The organism is Carnobacterium sp., from assembly GCF_049673005.1.
GTDB lineage: Bacteria > Bacillota > Bacilli > Lactobacillales > Carnobacteriaceae > Carnobacterium_A.
Genome location: NZ_JBATXB010000129.1, coordinates 1 through 24,986, shown reverse-complemented (window position 1 = coordinate 24,986; position 24,986 = coordinate 1). Strand labels below are relative to the sequence as shown.

Annotated in this window: 26 protein-coding genes; 9 read left to right on the top strand and 17 right to left on the bottom strand. The window is 34.4% G+C overall.

Features of this window, described 5'->3' with window-relative positions:
- Positions 1–430: 430 nt before the first annotated feature.
- From WBF61_RS09905 to yugI, 4 genes are all read right to left on the bottom strand, one after another.
- The gene (locus tag WBF61_RS09905; RefSeq protein ID WP_424256126.1) at positions 431–961 is read right to left on the bottom strand and encodes a GNAT family N-acetyltransferase; all 531 of its coding nucleotides are present in this window, start codon (positions 959–961) and stop codon (positions 431–433) included.
- Positions 962–1,105: 144 nt separating this feature from the next.
- On the bottom strand, positions 1,106–2,452 hold the full coding sequence (locus tag WBF61_RS09900) for a glucose-6-phosphate isomerase (RefSeq protein WP_424256124.1): 1,347 nt from the start codon (positions 2,450–2,452) through the stop codon (positions 1,106–1,108).
- 143 nt (positions 2,453–2,595) lie between these two features.
- Positions 2,596–2,976, bottom strand: a complete 381-nt coding sequence (locus WBF61_RS09895) for a hypothetical protein (RefSeq protein ID WP_424256122.1) — start codon at positions 2,974–2,976, stop codon at positions 2,596–2,598.
- 97 nt (positions 2,977–3,073) lie between these two features.
- Positions 3,074–3,451 (bottom strand): S1 domain-containing post-transcriptional regulator GSP13, encoded by a 378-nt coding sequence (yugI, locus tag WBF61_RS09890; protein WP_424256120.1) that lies wholly within the window; start codon positions 3,449–3,451, stop codon positions 3,074–3,076.
- Positions 3,452–3,675: 224 nt separating this feature from the next.
- Between yugI and WBF61_RS09885 the strand changes: the two genes are divergently transcribed.
- On the top strand, positions 3,676–4,848 hold the full coding sequence (locus WBF61_RS09885) for a MalY/PatB family protein (RefSeq protein ID WP_424256118.1): 1,173 nt from the start codon (positions 3,676–3,678) through the stop codon (positions 4,846–4,848).
- Positions 4,849–4,912: 64 nt separating this feature from the next.
- On the opposite strand, the gene WBF61_RS09880 is transcribed toward WBF61_RS09885, so the two are convergent.
- Both WBF61_RS09880 and WBF61_RS09875 read right to left on the bottom strand, forming a co-directional pair.
- A complete protein-coding gene (locus WBF61_RS09880; RefSeq protein WP_424256117.1) occupies positions 4,913–5,776 on the bottom strand; it encodes an ROK family protein in 864 nt (287 codons plus the stop codon).
- A gap of 170 nt (positions 5,777–5,946) precedes the next feature.
- On the bottom strand, positions 5,947–6,537 hold the full coding sequence (locus tag WBF61_RS09875) for a peptidylprolyl isomerase (RefSeq protein ID WP_424256115.1): 591 nt from the start codon (positions 6,535–6,537) through the stop codon (positions 5,947–5,949).
- 225 nt (positions 6,538–6,762) lie between these two features.
- Between WBF61_RS09875 and WBF61_RS09870 the strand changes: the two genes are divergently transcribed.
- The 4 genes from WBF61_RS09870 to WBF61_RS09855 all read left to right on the top strand — a co-directional run bounded on the left by WBF61_RS09870 (position 6,763) and on the right by WBF61_RS09855 (position 9,846).
- Positions 6,763–7,263 carry a divergent PAP2 family protein gene (locus WBF61_RS09870; RefSeq protein WP_424256113.1) on the top strand — a complete coding sequence of 167 codons (501 nt, stop codon included), beginning with the start codon at positions 6,763–6,765 and terminating at the stop codon, positions 7,261–7,263.
- A 173-nt stretch (positions 7,264–7,436) separates the two neighbouring features.
- Entirely contained in the window at positions 7,437–8,429 is a 993-nt protein-coding gene (locus WBF61_RS09865; protein ID WP_424256111.1) for an NAD(P)/FAD-dependent oxidoreductase, read from the top strand.
- 124 nt (positions 8,430–8,553) lie between these two features.
- Complete coding sequence (locus tag WBF61_RS09860) at positions 8,554–9,060, top strand: phosphatidylglycerophosphatase A family protein (protein ID WP_424256109.1); 507 nt, start codon at positions 8,554–8,556, stop codon at positions 9,058–9,060.
- A 342-nt stretch (positions 9,061–9,402) separates the two neighbouring features.
- Positions 9,403–9,846, top strand: a complete 444-nt coding sequence (locus tag WBF61_RS09855; RefSeq protein ID WP_424256107.1) for an Hsp20/alpha crystallin family protein — start codon at positions 9,403–9,405, stop codon at positions 9,844–9,846.
- A gap of 174 nt (positions 9,847–10,020) precedes the next feature.
- On the opposite strand, the gene WBF61_RS09850 is transcribed toward WBF61_RS09855, so the two are convergent.
- From WBF61_RS09850 to WBF61_RS09835, 4 genes are read right to left on the bottom strand one after another with little or no spacing between them, the layout of a single operon-like run.
- Positions 10,021–10,656 carry a TIGR01906 family membrane protein gene (locus WBF61_RS09850; RefSeq protein WP_424256105.1) on the bottom strand — a complete coding sequence of 212 codons (636 nt, stop codon included), beginning with the start codon at positions 10,654–10,656 and terminating at the stop codon, positions 10,021–10,023.
- The gene (locus WBF61_RS09845) at positions 10,653–11,420 is read right to left on the bottom strand and encodes a TIGR01457 family HAD-type hydrolase (protein WP_424256103.1); all 768 of its coding nucleotides are present in this window, start codon (positions 11,418–11,420) and stop codon (positions 10,653–10,655) included. The genes WBF61_RS09850 and WBF61_RS09845 overlap by 4 nt, the downstream gene beginning before the upstream one ends.
- Positions 11,421–11,445: 25 nt before the next feature.
- Complete coding sequence (locus tag WBF61_RS09840; RefSeq protein ID WP_424256101.1) at positions 11,446–12,348, bottom strand: YutD family protein; 903 nt, start codon at positions 12,346–12,348, stop codon at positions 11,446–11,448.
- A 52-nt stretch (positions 12,349–12,400) separates the two neighbouring features.
- Positions 12,401–13,783, bottom strand: coding sequence for a bifunctional metallophosphatase/5'-nucleotidase (locus WBF61_RS09835; RefSeq protein WP_424256099.1), 1,383 nt, complete (start codon positions 13,781–13,783; stop codon positions 12,401–12,403).
- A 544-nt stretch (positions 13,784–14,327) separates the two neighbouring features.
- Here WBF61_RS09835 and WBF61_RS09830 point away from each other — a divergent pair.
- Genes WBF61_RS09830 through WBF61_RS09815 form a run of 4 tightly spaced genes read left to right on the top strand, consistent with a single transcriptional unit; the run spans position 14,328 to position 17,236 of the window.
- A complete protein-coding gene (locus tag WBF61_RS09830; protein ID WP_424256097.1) occupies positions 14,328–15,056 on the top strand; it encodes an amino acid ABC transporter ATP-binding protein in 729 nt (242 codons plus the stop codon).
- Between the two features lie 19 nt (positions 15,057–15,075).
- On the top strand, positions 15,076–15,876 hold the full coding sequence (locus tag WBF61_RS09825) for a glutamate ABC transporter substrate-binding protein (RefSeq protein ID WP_424256095.1): 801 nt from the start codon (positions 15,076–15,078) through the stop codon (positions 15,874–15,876).
- Between the two features lie 40 nt (positions 15,877–15,916).
- Positions 15,917–16,564 (top strand): amino acid ABC transporter permease, encoded by a 648-nt coding sequence (locus WBF61_RS09820; protein WP_424256093.1) that lies wholly within the window; start codon positions 15,917–15,919, stop codon positions 16,562–16,564.
- A 15-nt stretch (positions 16,565–16,579) separates the two neighbouring features.
- The gene (locus WBF61_RS09815; protein WP_424256091.1) at positions 16,580–17,236 is read left to right on the top strand and encodes an amino acid ABC transporter permease; all 657 of its coding nucleotides are present in this window, start codon (positions 16,580–16,582) and stop codon (positions 17,234–17,236) included.
- Between the two features lie 227 nt (positions 17,237–17,463).
- On the opposite strand, the gene WBF61_RS09810 is transcribed toward WBF61_RS09815, so the two are convergent.
- The 7 genes from WBF61_RS09810 to WBF61_RS09780 form a co-directional block, all read right to left on the bottom strand.
- Positions 17,464–18,381, bottom strand: coding sequence for an alpha/beta fold hydrolase (locus tag WBF61_RS09810; protein ID WP_424256090.1), 918 nt, complete (start codon positions 18,379–18,381; stop codon positions 17,464–17,466).
- 330 nt (positions 18,382–18,711) lie between these two features.
- Entirely contained in the window at positions 18,712–19,521 is an 810-nt protein-coding gene (locus WBF61_RS09805) for an aldo/keto reductase family protein (RefSeq protein WP_424256089.1), read from the bottom strand.
- A 137-nt stretch (positions 19,522–19,658) separates the two neighbouring features.
- On the bottom strand, positions 19,659–21,035 hold the full coding sequence (gene nhaC, locus WBF61_RS09800) for a Na+/H+ antiporter NhaC (RefSeq protein ID WP_424256087.1): 1,377 nt from the start codon (positions 21,033–21,035) through the stop codon (positions 19,659–19,661).
- Between the two features lie 252 nt (positions 21,036–21,287).
- Positions 21,288–21,554 carry a toxin-antitoxin system YwqK family antitoxin gene (locus WBF61_RS09795; protein ID WP_424256085.1) on the bottom strand — a complete coding sequence of 89 codons (267 nt, stop codon included), beginning with the start codon at positions 21,552–21,554 and terminating at the stop codon, positions 21,288–21,290.
- 291 nt (positions 21,555–21,845) lie between these two features.
- Positions 21,846–22,550, bottom strand: coding sequence for a GntR family transcriptional regulator (locus WBF61_RS09790; RefSeq protein WP_424256083.1), 705 nt, complete (start codon positions 22,548–22,550; stop codon positions 21,846–21,848).
- Between the two features lie 97 nt (positions 22,551–22,647).
- Complete coding sequence (locus WBF61_RS09785; RefSeq protein WP_424256081.1) at positions 22,648–24,006, bottom strand: PTS sugar transporter subunit IIC; 1,359 nt, start codon at positions 24,004–24,006, stop codon at positions 22,648–22,650.
- A 50-nt stretch (positions 24,007–24,056) separates the two neighbouring features.
- Positions 24,057–24,986 (bottom strand): glycoside hydrolase family 1 protein (locus WBF61_RS09780; RefSeq protein ID WP_424256080.1); only part of this gene is annotated, 930 nt, incomplete at its 5' end.

Genomic DNA, 24,986 nt, shown 5'->3' with positions numbered 1-24,986 from the left:
TCATTAAAATGACTTGCTAGCGAATAATTATTCACTTTGTTTCTTTTGGTTCGACCCTTGGCCGAACCGCCGTTCACAGTTTATTGTTTTACTTTGTTCAGTTTTCAAAGGTCTAATTTGTTTGCGTCGTCGTTTTGACAACTTCTAAATATTACCAGATGCTGATTAACTTGTCAACAACTTTTTACTATTTATTTTTTGATACTGTATATTTATTCAATGTCGACCGGTTGGTCTAACACGACTTCAACATATTATCATGGATTGTTATTCATTGTCAAGCACAATATCTATCTTTATTTTTAAGTGTTGATTTATTTATTCCGTTGCCAAAATTGCGTAACAACTTCTATTAATATAACAAGTTTATTATTGTTGGTCAATAGTAAACCATCATTTTTCTTATTTTTATTCTAATACTTTGATTCAATTAATCTAAATCACACTGATAGAGATGGAAATCTTTTTTCGCACCATCTGCTAAAACGTCTATTTTTTTACCTACATACCGAAATCCAGCATCTTGGTATAGCTTATTTAAATAGTCATTGTCTGCAATACAATCTAATCGTATCGCTATAAAACCTCTCCTTTTAGCATATATTTTCGCTTCAAGTAAGAGTTCTTTAGATATTCCTTTTCCTGAAAAATTTCGATTTACCGCTAGTCTGTGTAAATACACATAATCATCACTTAGTTCTTTACCCCAAAACTCTTGGTCCCATTCACTTTGCTGGCTCCACAATACAAACATTCCCGCCATCTGTTCATCTATCATCCCAACAAAAACTTCTCCGCGTTCGATAGCTTCTGAAGTATTGTGTCGATCCTCACCTTTTAAAATTCCACTCCATTGTTTCGAGCCTTTAGATTGCAACCACAACGCCGATTGCTGCAGCATCTCTTCAATAAGAAATTTTTGATTCGCTTTAGCCTGTTGAAATTTTATTTTTTTTGTCATATTCTTCCTACTTCCAATCTATTCTATATAGAGTAATATAGTAAAAAAATCCTGATAATGTATATAGTAGAATCAAATCATAACTATTTTCAAGTTATTTTTGGTTCGTTAATATAACTTATCAGGACTCTCAGCATTCATTTCCTATAGACGTGCGTTTAGTTCTTTTGCAAGATCTTCAAATCCTGGTTTACCCAACAGAGCAAACATATTTTTCTTGTAAGCTTCAACTCCTGGTTGATCGAACGGATTTACCCCATTAAGGTAACCCGAAATACCTACTGCTATTTCAAAGAAGTACATCAAATAACCAAGTGTGTAAGCATCTGTTTCTGGGATAGTTACCAACAAGTTCGGTACATCACCATCAGTATGAGCCAATAGTGTTCCTTGGAATGCTTTCGTGTTAACAAAATCAATCTCTTTTCCTTGTAAGTAACCTAATCCATCTAAATCATCAGCTGTAGTTGGAATTACTAACGTGTGCTTCGCTTTATTTACCTTAATGATCGTTTCAAAAATATTTCTTTGTCCATCCTGAATGGTCTGCCCAACCGAATGCAAATCAGTCGAGAAATTAGCACTTGCTGGAAAAATTCCTTTTTGATCTTTTCCTTCTGATTCACCAAATAATTGCTTCCACCATTCAGAGAAATATTGTAAGTTTGGTTCGTAGTTGACCAATATCTCTGTTGTTTTGCCCTTACGGTAAAGTGCGTTTCGGATAGCTGCATACTGGTAAGCTTCATTTTCTTCTAATTTATCACTACTGTATGCATCTGCTGCGTCTGCTGCACCCTGCATTAAAGCATCAATATCTGCACCACTCGCTGCGATAGGCAATAAACCTACAGCTGTTAGTACTGAAAAACGTCCACCAATATCATCAGGAATAATAAATGATTCATACCCTTGTGCATTGGCTTCTTCTTTTAGAGCACCTTTTTCTTTATCCGTTGTTGCGTAAATGCGCTTTTTAGCTTCATCTTTACCGTATTTTTTTTCTAACATCTCTTTAAAGATACGAAAAGCAATAGCTGGTTCTGTTGTTGTACCTGATTTAGAAATAATATTTACAGAAAAATCTCTGTCTCCAATAACGTCAATTAAGTCGCTTAAGTATGTTGAACTAATACTGTTCCCAGCAAAGAATACTTGTGGCTGTTTTCTATCTTCTTTAGGAAGAACATTGTAGAAAGAATGATTTAAAAAATCTAAAGATGCTTTAGCACCTAGATAAGATCCTCCAATACCAATAACTACTAATACTTCTGAATCATTTTGGATTTTTTCTGCAGCAGCTTTAATACGAGAAAATTCTTCTTTATCATAGTTTTTAGGCAAGTCAATCCAACCTAAAAAGTCACTTCCTGCTCCTGTTCCTTTACGTAACATGACATCCGCAGTCGATACTTGCTGTTGCATATTTGAAATTTCATGTGGTTGTACAAATTTGTCGATTTTTGAATAGTCAAATTTAATGTGTCCCATGTAAATCCCTCCATCATTTTATGTATTTTTGAATTAAATTTTCGTTTAATTCTTATACTTTCCTAACTTTAGTAGTTTTCTAGAGAAATAGCAAGAAAAAAACAGCATTATCTCATAGGACATGCTGTCAGTTATTTTATGCCCTAGAATTGAGGCACTCCTGATATTTCCCACTCTTCAAGAGCTTCTGTTAAGGCGCCTGATTGGACAAATGATAAGTGGAATAAATTTTCTTTCAAAATCGTATTTACCTGAATCTCTTTATTCGCCACTTCAAAGACAAATAAAGGAATATTCTTTCCGTTAACTACTGCGTTAGTCAATTCAAATAAGTTTATATTATGGATATCAATAGCTAGTTTTTGTTTTAAATCTTCTAAAATAGAAGCTAGACCTGTCTGTGTGTCAAGAATCTGAGTTACTGGAAAGGAATACTTTTTATTTTCTTCCTCTACTAGAAATACATATTTACCTTCTGGGTTAAGCGCCATTATTGTTCCAGCTACCCGTTGTTTTTCTGTCATTTCCGAACACCTCATACTTAAGTTTTTAATTTTCCCTATAGATAACCAGTCTTTCTCTAGTCTTTCATTATAGAAGAAAAAAACAAATAAATCTGCTTTAGTTCATTTTCTTTGCTTCATCACTTTTTGCTTCTTTGATCCATTGTGGCATCAATTTACGGATAGTATCGAAACCGTCGTGCTCCGTTTTTTCTTGACGATACTTTCTTTTTTTAGAATGATAGTGGAAATGGGTTTGTTCCTCCAAAGCTCTCAATGAAAGACTAATTTTTTTCGTGTATTCATCAATATCTAGAATCACAACATCCATTCTATCCCCAACTGTCAAAACTTCATTTAGATTTTTAACGTATCCATGTGTACATTCAGAAATATGAATTAACCCTTGAGTCTCTTTGTCTAAAGAAACAAATGCACCATAAGGTTGAATACCAGTGATTTTACCTTCAACTATCATCCCAATTTTATAATCCATTTCATCACCTCATTTAACACAGTTTATCATTCAATAAAAATCTTCTTCTTTTTCTTCTTAATTGTATCATAAGTGTAAAATTTATGAAAATAGTATTCGCTTTCATATTACTATTCTTTTTTTAATCTGAATGACAACTATTTATGGAATCGTTCTCTTTATTAACGTATACTAAAAAAGAGAACAGGAACAGTATTATATTCTACGACGAAGGATGTGCCTACATGAACTACCTATTTAACGAAATAATTGACCGTAAAGATGGTTTAGGCCTAAAATGGAATCATTTAGAACAAGCTTTTGGATCAGAAGAAATCTTACCAATGTGGGTAGCAGATATGGATTATGCTAATCCTCAACCAATCATTGATTCCTTAAAAAAAGTACTTGATGGCCGTATTCTAGGTTACACTGCTCCACCAGAATCACTTTATAACGCTATTATCCACTGGCAGAAAGAACGACATCAAATGGAGTTATCAAAAGACTCTATTTTATTTTCACCAGGAGTTGTTCCAAGCATAGCTTTAATTATTCAAGCTCTTACGAATGAGCAGGATGCTATCCTGATTCACGATCCCGTTTATACGCCTTTTTCGAATATGATTACCCTTAATAAACGTCGTCTGGTACGTTCTCCACTATTAATTGAAAACAATCAATTCAAAATGAATTTTAAAGATATTGAAAAAAAATTTATAGAGGAAAAAGTAAAATTATTTATATTATGTAATCCTCAAAATCCCGGCGGACGCGTTTGGTCTAAAAAAGAACTTACAACTCTAGCTGAACTTTGTAAAAAACATGGTGTCCTAATCATTAGCGATGAAATACATGGAGATTTAATCTTTTCGCCTCATCAATTTACTTCGCTAGTCACGCTAGACCCGAGTTACCAAGATTTTGTATTGACGTTGTCTGCTGCGACGAAAACGTTTAATATCGCTGGTGTAAAACTATCAATGATATACATTCAGAACCCAAAACTTTATGAGCAAGTTAGCTATTACCAAGAATGTATTGAACATAGTGGTTTGAACACATTTGGTTATGTCGCAACAGAAACAGCCTTTTCTAAATGCGAACCTTGGTTGAAAGAGTTGATGATAAATCTCAGCGACAATCTAGAGACGATAACAACATGTTTCGATACTGAATTGCCAAATGTATCTTATATGAAACCAGAGGGAACTTATTTATTTTGGTTTGATTGCTCAAGTCTTCGTTTAACAGACGAAGAGCTGATGGAGCATTTTGTCCGTGTGGGTAAAATAGCTTTAAACTCTGGTGCTGCTTATGGTCCAGGAGGTTCACAGTATCTGAGATTAAACTTTGCAGCTCCAAAAGAACTTGTCGAAGAAGGTCTAAAACGAATTAAGTTAGCTTTCGAAAATTAGAAAAAAGAGAACATCTCGATAAAAATCACTTTTAATGTGACTTCTATCGAGATGTTTTTATTTTTTATTCTTTTAGTTGTTCTGCTGCTAACAATAAGCATCCTGTAATTCCAGCATTATCGCCTAAAGCAGGTGATACGATGTATTCTTCTAATGGAGGCAATTCAACATAGCCGCCCATTAGTTTTTCAAATTCTTGACGAATTAACGGGTAAAGTTGCGCTTGTTTCATTACTCCACCGCCTAAAACAATTCTTTCGGGACTTAAAATCAACGTATAATTCATTAACGCCTGAGCAATATAATAAGCTTCCATTTCCCAAACTGCAGAATGATCGGCTAATTCATGACCTTTTTTTCCATAACGTTGTTCGATAGCCGGACCTGCCGCGATACCCTCTAAACAGTTTCCGTGATAAGGACAAAATCCTGCGAAAGTTTCATCAGGATGCAACCGAACCATGATGTGCCCCATTTCTGGATGACCGTAGCCTGATAATAATTCACCATTCACAACGGCTCCTCCGCCAATACCTGTTCCAACGGTTAAGTAGACACAACTAGATAGACCTAGTGCTGCTCCTTTTTTCAGTTCTCCTAAAGCCGCTGCGTTGACATCTGTTGTCCAACCAACTGGAATCGAATAACGGTTTTTTACTGCACCTAAGAAATCATAATTTTTCCAAGCTGTTTTGGGTGTTGTTGTTACATACCCATAAGTAGATGAGGACAGGTTAACATCTATTGGACCAAACGATCCTATTCCTATCGCTGATAAATTAAATGAATCAAAATAAGCGAAAACATGCTTAAGCGTTTCCTCGGGTGTTGTCGTAGGAATACTGATTTTATCTTTTAGTTCTCCATTTTCATCACTTACTGCACAGACAAATTTTGTTCCACCTGCTTCTATTGCACCATAAATCATTAGTTGAACAGTCCCTTCTTACTAAATATTATCTATTTTAGTATAGCATAATCAAATTAAAATGAGGGCGGTTTCATCTAAAATGTTTAAAAATATCAGCACTACACAAACTAGGACCACACTTAACGATTAAAAAAACTCTTCGCAATGGATTGCGAAGAGTTTTTTCATTAAGCGATTTCGATTGATTCGATGACAACATCGTTAACGGGTTTGTCTTGAGGGCCACGTTTAACGTTTTGAATAGATTCAACTACATCCATGCCTTCGATAACTTGTCCGAAAACAGTATGTTTGAAGTCTAACCAAGGTGTTCCACCAGTTGTTTTGTAAGCTTCAATAATTTCAGCTGGGTAACCAGCTCCTTCTAATTGACTTAACATATTGCCAGGAACTGTTGGAGCTGTAACGATAAAGAACTGACTTCCATTTGTGCCGGGTCCTGCGTTTGCCATTGAAAGAGCGCCGTATAAGTTAAACGCTTCTTTTGAAAATTCGTCTTCAAAAGAATCTCCCCATAAGCTTTCTCCGCCCATTCCAGTACCTGATGGATCGCCACCCTGAATCATAAATTGAGGAATAACACGGTGGAAAATAACTCCATCGTAATAACCTTTTGCTGCTAAACCTAAAAAGTTTTCTACTGTTTTAGGAGCTACTTCTGGGAAAAACTTGATTTTCACGTCACCCATCGTTGTTTTTATTGTTGCTACTTTTTCATTGTCTGCTACTTCAGTTGTTAATTGAGAAAATTGAGTCATGTTGTATCCTCCTTATTTTTTATTACCTCTTAATCATACTTAACAATTTCATTTTTTACCAATGATTTTATTTAAATAGACATTTTTTTTACTTTTCACCATTCTAGAGTCGCAACCATCATTTTAAAAAAATAATCTCGTTTCAGTTTATTTTTATTAAGCACACTTTAAATTCATGGTATGATAGAGAAAATAGAATTTTTCATTTAAAAAAGGTGGTCCATTATGGCAATATTATCAAATTTCCCTCTTATCGCAGCTGTAACAGCAATTATTTTTGCACAGCTTGTTAAAATACCTGTTGCCTTTCTTTTACAAAGAAAAACTACTTGGGGATTAGCCACTTCAACTGGAGGCATGCCTAGTTCTCACTCAGCGTCTGTTACTGCTTTAATAACTGCTTTAGCTATTCAAGAAGGCGTTCATTCTCCTTACGTTGCGATTGCTAGTACTTTTGGAATGATCGTTATGTTTGATTCTATGGGTGTTCGTAGACAGAGTGGCGAACAAGGTATTTTGTTAAACCATCTAGTATTAGATTTTCAAAACCTTAGCAATAAGGTCTTAAGAATTACTCAAGAGCCTAGCGCAACAGAACCCTTACAGAAAGAAACTCACTTAAAAGAGTATTTAGGTCACAAACCTATCGAAGTATTCTTTGGAATTCTAACTGGCATCGGTGTGGCTTTTGTTGTCAGAAATTTTTTCATCACTTTTGGTTTATAAATTCCAACTTTTTCTTTAAGCTTATCCTTATTTCTAAACATCTTTTTAGTGGACCAGAATGGGTTCTTCTAATAAAGGTGTTTTTATTTGTATTTTTGAACCCATGAATCCAAAACTTTTTTATGCTATACTGAAACACGCTTAATAGATTGTTATTAGATGGAGGAATCACCTTGAAGACAACACAAGAAGTATATGACATCACTATTATTGGTGGAGGTCCTACTGGTATGTTCGCTGCTTTTTATGGCGGAATGCGAAATGCAAAAGTTAAAATTATTGAGAGTCTTCCACAACTTGGTGGACAATTATCCATGCTTTATCCCGAAAAAGATATCTTTGATATTGCAGCGATGCCAGTAATTGGTGCTCAAGAATTAATTGATAACCTTTCTGTACAAATGTCTCGTTTTGATCAAACTGTTTGTCTTGAAGAAGAAGTTATCGATGTTCAAAAAAATAGTGATGGTCTCTTTGAATTACACACGAATAAAATGATTCATTACTCAAAAGCAGTCATCATCACCGCGGGCAATGGCGCTTTTCAACCAAGACGGTTAGAAATTGAACACGCAGAACGATACGAAGGCAAAACTCTTCACTATTATGTTAACAATATTGAACAATTTAAAGATCGTACTGTGGCTGTTTGCGGTGGTGGCGATTCAGCTGTCGATTGGGCTTTAGCTTTAGAACCAATTGCCAAAAAAGTTTACCTCATTCATCGTCGCAATAAATTCAGAGCTCTTGAACACAGTGTTTCTTTACTTGAAAAATCTACCGTTGAAACGAAAACACCCTTTGTTCCAGAATCCCTCGACGGAAAAAATCGTTCTTTAAGTCACGTGACACTAAAGGAAGTACGTGGAGATAAATCAGAAACATTAGAAATCGATGATTTTCTTGTCAATTATGGTTTCACTTCTTCTATTGGACAGATGAAAAATTGGGGATTTGATGTTACACACAATGAAATAGTTGTGAATACCAAAATGGAAACAACGACTCCGGGAATATATGCAGCTGGAGATATTTGTACCTATGATGGGAAAATCAAACTTATTGCTACAGGTTTCGGAGAAGCACCTACCGCTATCAACAATGCTATGAGTTACATTAATCCAGACGAGCGCGTTCAACCCATGCATAGCACAAGTTTGTTTTAATCATTCCTATCTTTTGTCTTCACTCAATATAAATAAGAGGTCTACTTAATAAAGAGTCGCTTTATCAGACTATTTCTTTTAACTACGGTATAATGGAATTATTTATTATAGGAGGGTTTAGAATATGGCAAAAGAAAGTGAAGGGTTACACCAAAAAGCTTTAAATTTGATTAAAGAACGAGGAGTAGAATTAACAGATATTGCAGACTTAGTCTTATTTTTACAAACACCTTATATCAAAGATTTAACTCAAGATGAATGTTTGCTTAACGTTGAAGCTGTTTTATTAAAACGAGAAGTTCAAAATACGATATTAACAGGAATCCAATTAGATATCTTAGCAGAACAAAATCTATTAATGGATCCTTTACAAAATATTATTTCGGACGATGAAGGACTTTACGGAATTGATGAAATTTTAGCTCTATCAATCGTTAATGTTTATGGTTCAATCGGATTTACAAACTACGGTTATATCGATAAAATGAAACCAGGTATCTTGGGTAAACTAAATAGCCACGAAGGCGGACAAGTCCACACCTTCATGGATGATATCGTTGGTGCTATCGCAGCAGCAGCAGCAAGCCGACTAGCACACGCCAACCCAACAAAAAGCGATTTAGTTAAATAAGATGTGTCGTGCTCTAGGTAGCTCTGAAAGGAAAATGAAAAATTACCGCAAGAGGCAGTGCCTCGAGGATACTTTTGAATTTTACCAAAGAGCTAGAGCACAAAACTTGATTAAGTAAGATGTGTTGTGCTCTATGTAGCTCTGAGAGGAAAATGAAAACATAGGAACCAGTTGTATAGGAATAATAATCCTATACAACTGGTTCCTTTTATTTTTCTGTTTTCTTGAAAGAATTTTCTTTAAGAGTACTAGAATAGATGACAGACGTTCTATTTTTAATTTTAACATTAAAGAAGTATAGTAAATGTGTAAGGAACAAAAAAATATAAGGAGTGAGAAACAATGGCAAATAATTTGCGTAAGAAAGATGATTTCCCGACCCTCACTGATTTATTCCCATCTTTATTTGATGAAGATTCCTCTTTATTAGATAAGTTCTCTTCTTCACTCACAAAAAACAACTTCAAAGCAGACATTCATGAAACCGATAAAGCCTACGAGGTTAAAATTGACATCCCGGGGTTTGACAAAGAAAATATTTCGATTGACTTCGACCACGATGTTTTAACTGTTCATGCAAAAAAACAGGAGGAGTCAAGTGAAGAAAATCACGAAGGCCAATTTGTTAAGAGAGAGCGTTCTTATGGTAGTATGACCCGTCAATTCTATTTAAAAAATGCAGACGAAGAGAATGCTAAAGCAACATACACAAATGGTGTTCTAACTTTAACTATGCCTAAATTAGATAGCGAGGACGCCAAGAAGAAACAAATTACTATCGAGTAACCAACACGGTAACTTCAATAAACAATCGCTTGATACTATAATGATAGACTCTTCAGCATCCTCATAAATCATAACTCCCCTTTGTGTACTATTGAAGTTATTCATCTAAAACCATTTATCCAAAAAAATACCTGTGATTTCCTATCGCCTCAGCGATGGAAAATCCACAGGTTTTTATCTCTTTTTAAAAGCTAAATGCTTAGTAGTAAAATAACCTACTATCATTGAAATTTCGATTAAAGAAAAAGCTAAAATAAAGCAATGCATAAAAAAGGCTTCCGGTAAGGCTAAAATAATAGGATCGGTTGAAGGATTAAATAGCCATGCATCATTATTGAAAAATAGTTCATGAAAGGCAATAAATAACTCATCAAAATTTAAAGCAATAACGATTAGCACAACAAATGGAATAATCATTCCAATCTGAAATGGACGAACTAGTTTCCAAGTTAACCTATTTTTTTTAATGAAACGCAAATACATTAAACTTCCTATAGTCGATAGAATTGCAATAACATAATTAATTAAAAACAATTTTTTTACTTCGTAAAAGTGGAAAAGTCCATTTTCTGAACTTGGGAAATCTGGCATAGTTAATGTGGATATCCATGGTTTATTCAAATAGTCGATTAAAATAGAGTAATTCTCCATTATCATTTCTTTACTCATTCCCAATGATTCAGGTATATTGAAATAAGTTAGATCAAATCGATACAATGGAATAAAATTAATTGTAATCGTGATAGCTAAAGTTAGAATACATAAAAATAAACTAGTTAATCCTATAAAATGACTAGCGGTCTTTTTCATTTTATTAACCATTCATCTAATGAATCAACAACATATGTCGGCTGTTGCATATCCACCGTTAGATCTTCTGATTTTGTAAATCCAGTATAAACTAGTAATGTATCGATACCATTTTGAATCCCAGCTAAAATATCCGTTTCATAATTATCCCCAACCATCACAACTTCTTCTTTTGTTAGTCCGATTACTTCTAAAGCTTCATCCATAATAATCGACTCAGGTTTACCAATAAAGACAGGCTGTACCCGTGTGGCCGCAACGACAAGAGCGACTAATGAACCCGCACCCGGAACCATCCCTTTTTCACTAGGCATATTTGTATCCTTATTCGTCGCTATAAACTGAGCACCTTTTTGAATAGCCAATGTCGCTATCTCAAAATCCGCATAGGTCGCTTTACGATCTAAAGCCACAACTACAAAATCAGGATTTTGTCTATCTTCAATAAATCCTGAATTAGCTAGCGCATCTTTTAAACCCGTTTCTCCAATGGCGAATACTTTATTGCCTTTGTTTAATTTTTTCATATATTTAGCCGTAGCCAATGAGCCCGTATAAATATGGTCTTCCGTTACGTCGATACCAAAATTCAAACACAAATTATCGGTTACTTCTTTTTGTGTTTTTGTGGTGTTATTTGTAACAAATAAAAAAGGAATTTTTCTCTCTTGCAGTCGCTGAATAAATCTAGGAGCTGCAGGAATAGGACTTGTCCCGTTATACATCGTTCCATCTAAATCAATTAAATAGCCTTTATACTCCATAACTACTATCTTCAACTCCTATTCTTTAGTCTTTATCCGTTTCATTCGTTTTACGTCTAATACTAAAATGACGCTTGCCTTTAGTCTCATTTGTTGGCTTAAACGTTGAACTTTCTTTTGCTTCCTTTTTTTCGACCGATTCAGTAATGATCTCTTTTTTTACAAAATCACGTTTTGGTTTCGGCTTAGATTTTGCTTTTGGATATGATTTTGGTTTAGGTCTTGAAGTAGTTGGTTTATTATCCTTCTCGACTTCTGATTTTGTCTCTGATTCTTTTATTTCTTGTTTTTGATTTGTAGGATTCTTACTCTTTTGGTTTCTTTTTCTTCTTGCTGGTCTTTCAGCTCTATCGGCTAACTCTTTCTTCGTCTTATTCTTTTTTGCTTCTATTCGTTGTACGACGAAATAAGGACAACCAAAATTACAATATTCATACAAGTAATCTTCCAAATTATTAATTCTTTGATCTTGCGGAACTTTTCGATTGCGGTTATCGTAAAAACCTTTCAACCTTAATTGCTCAAATCCCCAGTCCGCTACAATAAAATCATATTTATCAAGAATTTCACTGTACCGTTCACCAAGACGCTCAGCATCAAAGGCTTCTTTGTAATTTTTTACAATTTCATATTTTGTTCCATCAATTGTAATCGTTGTTGCATCTAGACGATGGACCAATTGCTCTTCTTTAGCTCCAGCAGTGTCCAAATCTAAGTCAATTGCTGAACTTAATGTCATCGGTTCTTTCTTTTCGCTAGTGCGTTTTTTAACAGGCATTCTTTTTCTACTAGCAGACTCTCTAACAGGTTGTTTTCTTGTTTTTTTCTGTTCTTCTGTTTTCCCCATATTTTCCTTAGAAGGAGCCTTCGAAATCGATTCTTTCACATTATTTCTTTGTTCATCTAGATTTTTTTTGTCTTCTGACATTTTTTCACCTACAGTTTCTATTCAGATTTATTTTCTATCTAAGTCCCTATAACTAATGAACAATAGGATACATTTTTTCCATGTATTGCCCTAAAACATTCCTTATAAAATAAGGAAATAAAATTTCGTTATTCCCTCTTATTTCAATCGTTGGAAAAAACGGGATATAAAGAAAGTGATCTACAGTGGCGAAGGTATAGCTCTCTTCTAGTTGAATCTCTTTACCTTGCCAAGTTACTTCACCTGTCTTTTCGTCGAGGTAAATTCCACTATAACAAATTTCACCAAAAATTTCGCCTCTAAATCCCATTCCTTTAATTGGAAAATTTCGTAAAAAAAGATGATTTTTATTCATCTCATAAACTAAACGAATCAGATCTTCACCACTTAACGTACACCTCATGACCCTCATGGGATGTGGCAAAATTTGATGCAGCTCATCATTTGTAACAATTCCTTTACTGACTGGCTGCATAAACAAGCCCGCATTTATTATTGCGACATCTGTTTTTGCATAATCCATAATAGCTTTCAAACCAAAATCAACTAATGGAGATTTTTTCTGCCAACTTACTGGTAAATTAGTTGGTACATAAGCGATTTCTTGTTCATTTAATAGTTGGTGTCCTAATTGGTTGTAGCCTTTAACTAACTCTTCTTCCCCCTCTACCACTGGAAGAAGGCTTGTTTCGACGACTGTTGCTTGTGCAGATAATAATCGAGAACCGTCTATATCTAATGTTACATGACCGATATATTGACCAAACTTTCCAGCGGCCGCTAACAAGGTGTTTCTCACTTTCTCCCCTTCTGGCAATAAATGATGGGTGTGTGAGCCTAAAATAATTTTTATCATTGGATATTTTTCAGCAATTTCTCGATCTATTAATATACCCAGATGAGACAATAAAATAACCGTATCAACTAAGGGCGTTAATATTTCCAGTATATCTGGTACAACATCATCTACCTCTTTTACTTTCCATCCAATTGGCTCATAACTGGTTGGAAAAGGGGCTGTTAGTCCAAAAATCCCTATTCTATGTCCTGATTTTGTTTGCAAGATATCAAACGGTAGTGCCCAGTCTGGATAAGCCCCAGTCTTTTTATCTAATACATTTGATAAAATAACTTTAAAATTTGCTTCGTCATATAATTGATTGAGTTCTGCTTTCGAACTGCCAATCCCTTCATTATTTCCAATCGTTACCGCGTCATAATGAGCTTCATTTAATGCTCTCACATTTGCTTGTCCATTTGTTGCCTCAGTTAGAGGATGGACTCGATCACATGCATCTCCAATATCAAACAAAAAAACCGCTTCATTTGATTGATTCCTTTGTTGTTTTTCAGCTTGAAGATAAGCAGAAATTCTTGGCCAATTTTCAAAATGAGAATGGATATCGTTGGTATGATAAATATGAATACGCTCCATAGATGATTTACCTTCTCTTTCTAAAATTTAGATACATTCAGTATACCAATATTCATAAACTTTCGCTTGAATATTAGAAAAAAAAAAGAATCCTCTTATCCCAACTAATTTATAACCTATCTCCTCCTTAAATTTCACACTTTAAAATGAAGAAAAAGAGGTTTTTAATAAACAAGTAAAGTGTGCTCATTTACTCTCTTTAGTTTATTTTTATTTACATTTACACTAGTTTAATGCTAATCTTAGGGTTCATAAGTTAGTCAAATCATTAGAAAACGAACAATACTAAGGTTACACGCTCGATCATGACGTTCTGAACGAAACTAATTCTAATTTTTTCTATTGAATTCGTAATCCTATAGCCAGTATTATCGAAGCTATTCAGCCTTGCTGATGGCTCTTTTATTTAGTACTTTTTTGCGTTAAGTTGTTACAAAAAACAGCTAGCTTATCTAGAAGAAGGAAGCATGTGGAATACTTAACCCATTTCATATCCTTCCTCCTTTGTTTATCTACACAAAAATTGATTAAGGAGTGTGCAAACATGATTGAATTTAAAAATGTTGAAAAATATTACGGTGACTTTCATGCATTAAAAAATATTAACTTACATTTCAAAAAAGGGGAAGTCGTAGTAGTCATTGGTCCATCAGGTTCTGGGAAAAGTACCATGTTGCGTTGTATCAACGGACTAGAAGAAATCACAAATGGTGACTTAACCATTAACGAATACAATATCCATGATAAGAAAACAAATATTAACAAAATCAGAAAAAATGTGGGAATGGTTTTTCAGCACTTTAACTTATACCCACATAAAACAGTATTAGAAAATATTATGCTTGCACCCACAAAAGTACTAAAACAATCAAAGGAAGAAGCACAAAAAAATGCTGAAAAACTACTAGCAAAAGTTAACATGCTAGACAAAAAAGATTCTTATCCTGCTCAACTGTCTGGTGGACAGCAACAACGTATCGCTATTGCTCGAGGTCTTGCAATGGATCCTAACGTATTGCTTTTTGATGAGCCAACTAGTGCACTTGATCCTGAAACGATTGAAGATGTGTTGGACGTTATGAAAAAACTAGCTAAAGAAGGAATGACCATGATTGTTGTTACCCACGAAATGGGATTTGCTCGTGAAGTAGCAGATCGTGTTATTTTTATGGCTGATGGCCAAGTTTTAGAAGATCGTGAAGCAACAGCTTTTTACGAGGATCCACAAGAACCTAGAGCAAAACAGTTCTTAAGCAAAATTATTAATCACTAATCAATAGGAGGGTGTTTAAATGAAAAAAGCGTTTAAACCAGTTGCTTTACTCCTTTTACTCTTTCCGCTACTTCTATTAGCTGCTTGTGGATCAGAAAGTCTAGCAGCAGTAGATGTTAAAGACCGACTAGAAGAAAACCCAGAGATTACTTGGGGAGTTAAAGTAGATACAAGTTTGTTTGGATTATACAACATTGAAAAAGCCACAATTGAGGGCTTTGATATTGATATCGCTAAAGCTATTACAAAGGAAATCACAGGCGATGCTAAAAATGCTAAGTTCGTTGAAGTTACGTCTAAAACACGCATTCCTTTAATAAAAAATGGGAATATCGATGCCATTATTGCTACTATGACTATTAGCGAAGAACGTAAAAAGCAAGTTGATTTTTCTACTGTTTATTTCGCGGCTGGACAAGCTTTATTGGTTCCATCAGATAGCTCGATTCAGAGTGTCTCAGATTTAACTAGTGAAACGACTGTCTTAGCTGTTAAAGGCTCTACTTCTGCTACAAATATCAGAAAGTATGCTCCTGATGCTAAGGTGCTTGAATTAGAAAATTACTCAGAGGCCTTTACTGCTTTGCAATCTGGACAAGGAGATGCCATGACGACCGACAATGCTATTCTTTTAGGTATCATTGCCAAGAACCCTGATTATCGCCTAGCTGGGGATAATTTTACAGATGAACCATATGGTATTGCTATTAATAAAGGACAAGAACCTTTTGTTCAACAAATTAACGGAGCCTTACAAACCATTAAAAATAATGGTGTATATGATAAAATTTATGCTAAATGGATTCCTAAATTAGATTAATCATCGTTTTTATTTCAATAGATAAAGTGAGGTGTTCCCAATGATTCAAATTTTCAATGATAATTCAGGTATTTTACTTGAAGGTTTTAAATTCACCTTATACTCAAGTACCATTGCCTTATTTTTTAGTTTATTAATCGGTACTTTATTCGCTATTTTACAAATTTCAACAAATAAATTTGTAAGAATTCTAGCTAGTGCCTACGTTGAATTCTTCCGAAATATCCCATTGCTTATTATCGTGATGTTCTTTTATGTTGTTGTCCCGCTGTACTGGTTCCAAATTGATGGATTCACTGCTGGAACAATCGGATTAACCATTTATACTTCTGCTTTTATAGCCGAAACGATTCGAGCTGGTATTTTGAGCGTTCCTAAAGGACAAATGGAAGCTGGTTTATCCACTGGGTTTACCTATAGTCAAACGATGCGTTACATTGTATTGCCTCAAGCAGTCAAAATCGTCATTCCACCTCTTGGAAACCAATTCATCAATCTTGTTAAAAACTCATCCGTATTAGCGATGGTTGCTGGCCTTGACCTTATGTATCAAGGTGATTTAATTGCTAGTGAAACCTTTAATACCTTTGATACTTACATTTTAATCGGACTTTTATACTTGATTATTACTTTACCATTAACTTACTTGATGGCGTATATCGAACGACGCTTAGCTAGTAACGATTAGAAGGAGGAAATTCAATTGAATTATGTAGAGGCTTTTTCATGGGTCAACATCCGCTTCTTGTTGGATGGACTCCTTGTTACTGTAGAAGTTGCAGTGCTTTCCATTATTTTTAGTTTCATCATTGGGAGCTTATTAGGCTTAGTTCGCTACTTGAAGATTCCAGTTGCATCCAAGGTAGTTGGATTGCTAATTGATTTAATTCGAAACTTGCCACTTTTATTAATTATCTTTTTCACCTATTTTGCATTGCCACAAATTGGCATTCGGTTAGATATTTTTTGGTCAGCTATTACAGCAATGACTATTTTCGAATCTGCAATGTTGTCAGAAATTATTCGTGCTGGATTAAATTCGGTTCCGAAAGGGCAAACAGAAGCTGGTCTTTCGACTGGTCTGACATACAGCCAAACTTTATTATTTATTGTTATTCCACAAGCATTTAAAGCAATGGTACCGCCAATTTTAAGCCAATTTATTTCATTGATAAAAGATACTTCATTGGCCGTTATCATTTCTCTTCCTGAAATTACTCATAATGCTAAAATAATTTACGGTCAAAATACAGATTATGTTATCCCTATGTTTATCGCGATGGCTTTAATGTACTTCACCATTTGTTTTGCTTTATCACGAGTAGTTAAACGTTTAAAATTAGGTGTTCAACTCAATTAAAAAGGTTTCCATCAAAAAGATTAATCTTTTTGATGGAAACCTTTTTTGTTCTTATTCTATTTTATCCTTTTATTTTAAAAACTATCAAAAAATAAGTTTTCTTTTGTTCGTTTTCTTTTGTTGCACATTTTTGATTTTTCTTAAAAAATTAAGCAGCTTAATTGCTGTGTTTTGATTTCTTCTTGTTACTTATTTACAATAAGAGTGCCTCCTGGATTTATGTTCTTTTAATTTCCCCATAAAAATTCACTAACTAATGCATCGACTTCATCATTTTCATGCAATTGACTGTGTGAGGCTTGTTCATCGACTATAATTTTCTCACTATAATCACGTTTAGCTGACTGCATCAGATAACCAATAGATAAGCCACTACTAAGAGAAACTGTCCCATCACTTTTGGACCCATCATTTAGATCTCCAACAACATTTAACATCTTTGTTGATACAGGATACTGTTGAATCGCTGCTGAGAACTCGCTGTAGCGGCCGCTTAGAACGAGCGGCCCATCTTGCTTCAATTCTGTCAGTGTTTGGCTTTCATTGCCCTCCACAAAATCATTAAAAGGCGCTCCAATCGCAACCAATTTGTTTACTACCGGTTGTGTAGTCTCATTTCCATAAGCAATTAAATATCGAAAACTACTTACTCCTCCCATCGAATGCCCAACTAAATTTACTTCATCAATCTGATACGTTGTTTTCAAATAAACTAATACCGCTCTAATCCAATCCGCTTGATTCCATTCATTGTTTTTATTATCTGAAAATAAAACCTGAATGAAAGGATTATCTGCTTCTTCCTGCCAATCTCCTACTTCAGAAATACTTCCATCTGGTTGTACGGTTATAGTCAGCTGCTGTTTGCCATATTCCTCCGTTTCAAAACGAGATAGCATCCCATTAAATGTATAATCTGTGCCACTATAGCCGTGGATAAAAAGAGTCGGACTAGTCGTTTGTTCAGCAGGCTCTAAGTCAGAGGATTCACTGTCGGATTTATTTTCTTTACTAGTCTGACTTGATGGCAATTCACTAGCAGATTTACTTTGGCTAGCAGAATCTGTTGTATTTTTGTTTCCACACCCTATCATTGCAATGAGGAAGAAAAGGATTGCACAAGAACTTAAAAATAGATGCTTCATTATTGATTCACTCCCAACTTCACTCTTCACTATTCTCTAATCTATCAACCTATTCTAACATTTTTCGAAATAAATTAGCTATTTTAGCCCAGTTGACGTAAATCTGTGCTCTACTAGGTTACTTTTTATTTATTTGACCTAGTACATTAAAAAAACTTCTTTACTCGGTTCTTTTTTAGTGCTCACAGCCCAGTCAGATCGCTAATTGTATTCACTCGGCTCTTTTCGGTAAACTCCTCTACTAAATAATTTATATTGGATAAAACTGCTAAAAAACTCTTTAAGTACCCTAACTTAAAGAGCCTTTTTTCTATTTTTACTTTTTATACACTACAGCATTTTGATTATGTGGATATCTTCTGGGGATAAGTTGAAATTGACTAGATCTAAATTTAACATCTGACGCTTTTTGTTATGGGATTTGGGGATAACTGCTACATCCCTTTGAATTTGATAACGTAGCAACACTTGTCCCCAGTTTTTACCGTACTTGTCCCCAATTTTTGTGAGTATCGTTTGCTGTTCATCAGTAACTTTACTTAACGGTCCCCAAGCTTCTGGTAGTATCCTGTTTTTTTGTAGATAATCAATTAAATCATTGTTCCAATTAGAAGGATTCGATTCAATCTGATTCACTACCGGCTTAATCCTTGCAAAAGATTTCATTTCTTCTAACTGTTCTAGTGTAAAGTTAGAAACACCGATTGACTTGATTTTTCCTGAATCAACAAATGATTCCAATACTTCCCAAGTACTTTTCAACATCTCTTTGTTTTCAATTGGTTTATGAATTAAATACAAATCAATGTAATCTACTTTTAAATTATCTAAACTCTTTAAAACGGTTTGTTCGACTAATTCTTTAGAACCAACATAATTTTCGATTTCCGGAATTTTAGTTGTTAGATAAAACTCTTCTCTAGCGATGCCACTATCTTTGATTGTTTGTCCAACACCTGATTCATTTCGATAATAAATAGCCGTATCAATTAATCGATAGCCTGCTTCAATCGCTGATTCTAAGGCACTAAAATCATTATTTAATTCGCCATTGTATGAGTTATCTACTTTTCCATAAGTATTTGTTCCGGTCCCGACTAGTGGTATCGTTATTCCATTTGCTAACGTATGTGTTCTCATTTTTCTATCCCCTTTAACGTTTGATTAATCCAATCTATTGACTTAATAGTAAGGACTTGTATCCTTTAAAGTCAAGTCAGAGTAACAAAAAAAGCCAAAAGCACGTTTGAATTGTGCTTTCGACTCTTCCTTATTTTTTATAGCGTTGAAGGTTCCAGTTTCTTAATCCCTATATTCGCGTATCCGCTGATAACGGTTAAAATAGGCGACAATAAGCAGAAAAAGGCAAATGGCAAGTAGGTTAACGTTGGGACACCTAAGGCGGTTGAGATGAACACGCCACTTACTCCCCAAGGAATCAATGAATTAATAACAGCACCGGCATCTTCCAATACACGTGATAGAGCTAAAGGTGATAAACCTGATTGCTTGTAGGTTTTCTTAAATGCATTTCCTGGTAAAACAATCGCTAGGTATTGTTCTCCAACTAGAGCATTTACCCCAATAGCAGATAACGCTGTTACAAGAATTAAGTTTCCAATCGATAAACTCGCATCCGAAATAGGTGACATTACGGTATCAATAATTTTGAATTCCATTAATAATCCACCAAGAGCTAGGGCTAGAATGATGAGTGAAATAGACCACATCATGCTCTGAACACCACCTCGTGACAACAACGCATCAATTATTTCATTGCCCGTTGTTGAAACATACCCTTCTTGAATGTAACTTGAAATTTCAGTCAATTTGACAGATGGAGAATTAACCTTCAATAAGCCTATCGACAAGCCAATATTAATTAATAACGTTGGGATTGCTGGGATTCGTTTCCATGAAGAAATGAATATAAAAATAATTGGAATAGCAGCCAACCAATTCACTTGAAAATTAGATTCTATTACCTTTGTTAACCCCACAACTTGATTTGTTGTTGCGAGCTCATTATTCATACCAAAGAATAAAAATAATAAGGTAGATAAAATTAAACTTGGAATCGTTGTCCACATTAGATTTTTTATGTGTTTAAACAGATCAACTTCAGCAATCGCGGCTGCTAAATTCGTACTATCTGACAGTGGTGACATCTTATCGCCAAACACACTACCTGAAACAATGGCACCTGCTATTAGACCAGGTTCAAAACCCATAGCTGTTCCCATTCCTAGAAAAGCTAAGCCAATTGTAGAAACAGTCGTTAGTGCTGAACCAATAGATGTACCGACTACGGCACAAATTAAAAAGACAGATGGAATAAAAAAGCTCGGATTCAATAATTTGAAGCCAACGACCATCATCGAAGGAATAATTCCAGATGCAATCCAAACAGAAATAAGCGCACCGATTAGAATAAAGATAATCATCGGTATAATACCTGTCTTAACTCCTTTTTGAATGCCATTATGAATCTCTTCCCAAGAGTGTCTGCGAAATCTTCCCCAAACAATCAGCAACGTAATTGCCAATAGTAAAGGTGTTTGTGGATCTAATTTAAACTTGATAATACTAACACCAATCATAATTAATAATAGTAACAGTAAAGCTAAACTTTCTCGTATGGACAATTTTTTCATTCTATACACTCCTAATTTTATAGTGATGAAGTAAAATTAGTCATACGATAATAAGTGATGCCCCCTGTAGTATTGCATAAAAACATGCTACTACTCCCTTTCTTTCTGTTATGTATCCTTCTACCTTAATTTATCTAGCAGAAAATACTATTTCTCTAGTATCAACTATTAATAAGTGAATGTCAAAGCAAATTAGCAGATAAAAAAATAAGAGCGAATTATTCATTAATAGAACCGCTCTTATCTTATTTTTTATTTTACTTCTTTTCCATTTTCAAAAATGGTTTCTTTTTCGATTTGACCGCTTCGATCATAACGAATCCAAGGACCATTTTTTATATCCTGTTTTAGATTTCCAACTTGCCACAGTTCTCCGCTTTTGCGAAAAAACTTCCATTCTCCTTGCATCTGGCCATCAAAAGGACCGGTTGCCTTGATGGTTCCATCTTCAAAATAATAGGTTTGTATACCCCTATCAATTTGTTGTTTTATTTGTCCATTTTTATACTGGTCTTTCATCAATACCACCCCTTATCAGAATAAATTACTATCGAATGCCTATTAAATTCTTACTCGTTTAGGCTTCATTAGTTAAAAGTCTTGTCTAACCCTCGTTTGATTCTGTTAATAACTAACTATCTTTAATCAACTAACTATACGTTATCCACAAAGTTAGACACAGGGTGTTGCCACATCGAATAATTCTTATCTTTGAATAGAAGAATAAAAGCAGTATCTAAGAAGTTTAGCCAAATGGTTTTTATTTAACTTTCATTAGTATCCCTAGCTTAGAACAGGATTAACTTTATTTCACCAATTTTTTGCTAATGCAAAAAACTTAGCGTATTTATAATTATGAATAACTTTTGAGTGATTAAATACTTTTCCATTTGAAAGAAAAACGGTTTCCTCGGTAACCATTGAAGGATCCTCTTCTTTAAGTTGAAAGTATTCACTATCTATTTTAGATAATTTTTCAACATAAATATATTTATCAGCAAAACCAATAGTTAAATTCAAATCATGCTCTATATAATTATAAATAGACGCTTCAGCAATTTCAGTTCCTAAGTAAGGTATGATATTTTTATTAAAGTAACTGTATTCAATTGAAAAAGGTTCGTTATCAACATAGCGAATACGATTAACAAAATAAACTGGCGTATTTATTTCACATTGAAGAGCTTGACTTATCTCTTGCGTTGCATTTAATTGCTCTAACTTAATAAGTCTAGAGCGGATCTCTTTATTTTTAAATTCTTCTTTAAATCCTCTGATAGAATTAATTGTAATTGTATCAGGATAGATAGGTTTTCGGATATAAATCCCACTACCCTGAACTCGATAAAGTAGGCTCTTATCAACTAGTACGTCAATAGCATTACGTAACGTATTCCTACTAACATTGTATTCCTTTATCAAATCTTCTTCTATTGGCAAACGATGTTCATTTTTGTACTTCCCGTGAGTGATTTCCTCTAAAAGTAAATCAGCCACTAGTCGATATTTTCTCATTATTTGTCCTCATTTCACTAATTGTAAACTGTTATCTCTCTATTAGTATAGCGAAAAAAGAGGATTAAGCCAATGCGGCTTAATCCTCTTTTTGTTTTTATATCGTACTTTCACTGACTAATGTTGTATTGATTTCTTCATTTTTATTTAGTTCTTCCATTTCTTTTTCTTGTAATAAGAATTGTTTATCTTGTTTGAGTAAGAATGGATAATAAATCCCTGTAGAGGCTAAAATAATTGTCAGCTGAACAACTAATCCTTGCCATCCACTTAAAAGAAATCCAGAAATAAGAGGTGGAGTAGTCCAAGGAACTTGTACAGCCGTAAAGGGCTGTATGAATCCTACGATAATCGCCCCGTAAGTAATTAAGACAGCAGTTATCGGGACCAAAATAAATGGAATAAGCATAATTGGGTTAAAAACAATTGGTAAACCATAAATAACAGGTTCATTAATATTAAAAAGACTTGGAACAATAGATAGTTTAGAAATTTCTTTTAACTGTTTTGATTTAGCGAATAGTAATGCTGCTATTAGTAAACCAACCGTAATTCCTTGGCCACCAAATTTTGCAAATACATCAATTAACTGAACAGTCATAATTTTTGTATTCTCACCTATTATAAGTTCTTGTCCAGAATCAATAATTTTTTGGTTATCTAATGCATTAGCTGTTAAAATTGGACCCATGATTCCCATAACAATATTCGGTCCGTGAATTCCTGCCCAGAATAGAATAGACATTAAGAAAGTAATAAACAGCCCACCTGCAAGAGTATCAGAAACATTTTGAATCGGTGTTTGAAGAAGTTTAAAAATAAGTTCCGTTACGGATAGTCCAACAAATTTACTTGTTATGGCATATACTACCATCGAACCAAGCATAACGGTTACTCCAGGTATCATGGCAGAGAAAGCATTTGATACACCTGTAGGTACAGTATCTGGCATTTTTATTCTGATATCACGCTTGATGAAAAATACAAATATTTTCGCTACAACAATGGCAACAATAATGGCAGTAATAATCCCATTTCCGCCTGTCCAACCTTTAGGTATGACGCCATTTACTGTTTCACCGCTTTCAGTGGTCACAAAAGAATTTGTTAATACTAGAAATGAAACAAGAGATAAAATGGCTGTACTAATAGGGTCAACTTTTTCATTTTTAGCATACGTATAGGAAATCCCCAAAACAGCTACTAATGCTAAAATATCGAAAGTTGATCCGGCAACTTGATTTAATGGCGCAGACCAATCAGATCCAAATATATTTGACATCCATTGGTCCCATTGCGGAATTGGAAAGTTAGCGATTAATAAAAAGAGTGAGCCTACAAGAGTAATTGGCATTGTTAATAAGAATCCATCTTTAATTGCTAACATAGCTTTCGTATTAACTAATCTTAAAAACGGATCGAGAAGTTTATTAAAAAAATCATTAAATTTAGTCATTTTAATCCCTCCAAAGTTCATAACATTCTATTTTCTTTTATTACTAATACTTATATATTCTCTCCTCTTGTTGCAATAACTTCTTGATACCAATAAAACGAATCTTTCTTCTTACGGTCTAAGTTATTATTATGATCGACATAAATAAACCCATATTGCTTTTTATACCCATTTAACCAACTTAGCAAGTCAATGACCGACCAAGCAAAATACCCTTGGATATTAAGATCTTCAGAAATTCCTTTTTTTACAAAACGTAAATGTTTTTCAATGTAATCAATACGAGGCTTATCTTTAATTTCTCCTTCGATAATTGGATCTTCGTCCCCTAATCCATTCTCTGTAATATAGATTGGGATATCTCCATAATGCTCTTTTAATAAATGCATCCCATCTAGCAAAGCTTCAGGCGAGATTTCCCAACCCCATTTAGTATAGGAATGAGTTGGAATTTTGACCGTTTGATAGACGCCATCATAAGATACCGCTCCAGCCCCACCAGTACTAGCTTCTCTTGTCATCTCTCTTGATTCTTTTGAATCATTTGTAATAACGCGCATCGGTTGATAATAATTGATTCCAATAAAGTCATTCAACGGAGCTGCTTTTAATAATGTGTTTTGGTCTTCTTGAGATAAAACAAACTCATGTCCTTTTTCTTTTAATTGAGTTAGTACATATTCTGGATAAGTTCCTTTTAAGATTGGATCATAGAAAAAGAACGTATCGTACATATTCGCATGATCAGCTGCTTCTTTACTAGATTGCTTATCATCTGCTGGGAATGCTGGGTTGAACACATGTGTAATCCCAATGTCTCCTTGGTAACCTAACTCTTTAAAATTCAAAACAACTTTAGCATGAGTTAAGAATACATTGTGTAAAACCTGATAATAGTTTTTGAAATCATTTAACCGACCTGGTGGGTGTGCTCCAAAAACATAGCCATGACGAGAAAAGATAACTGTTTCGTTAAATGT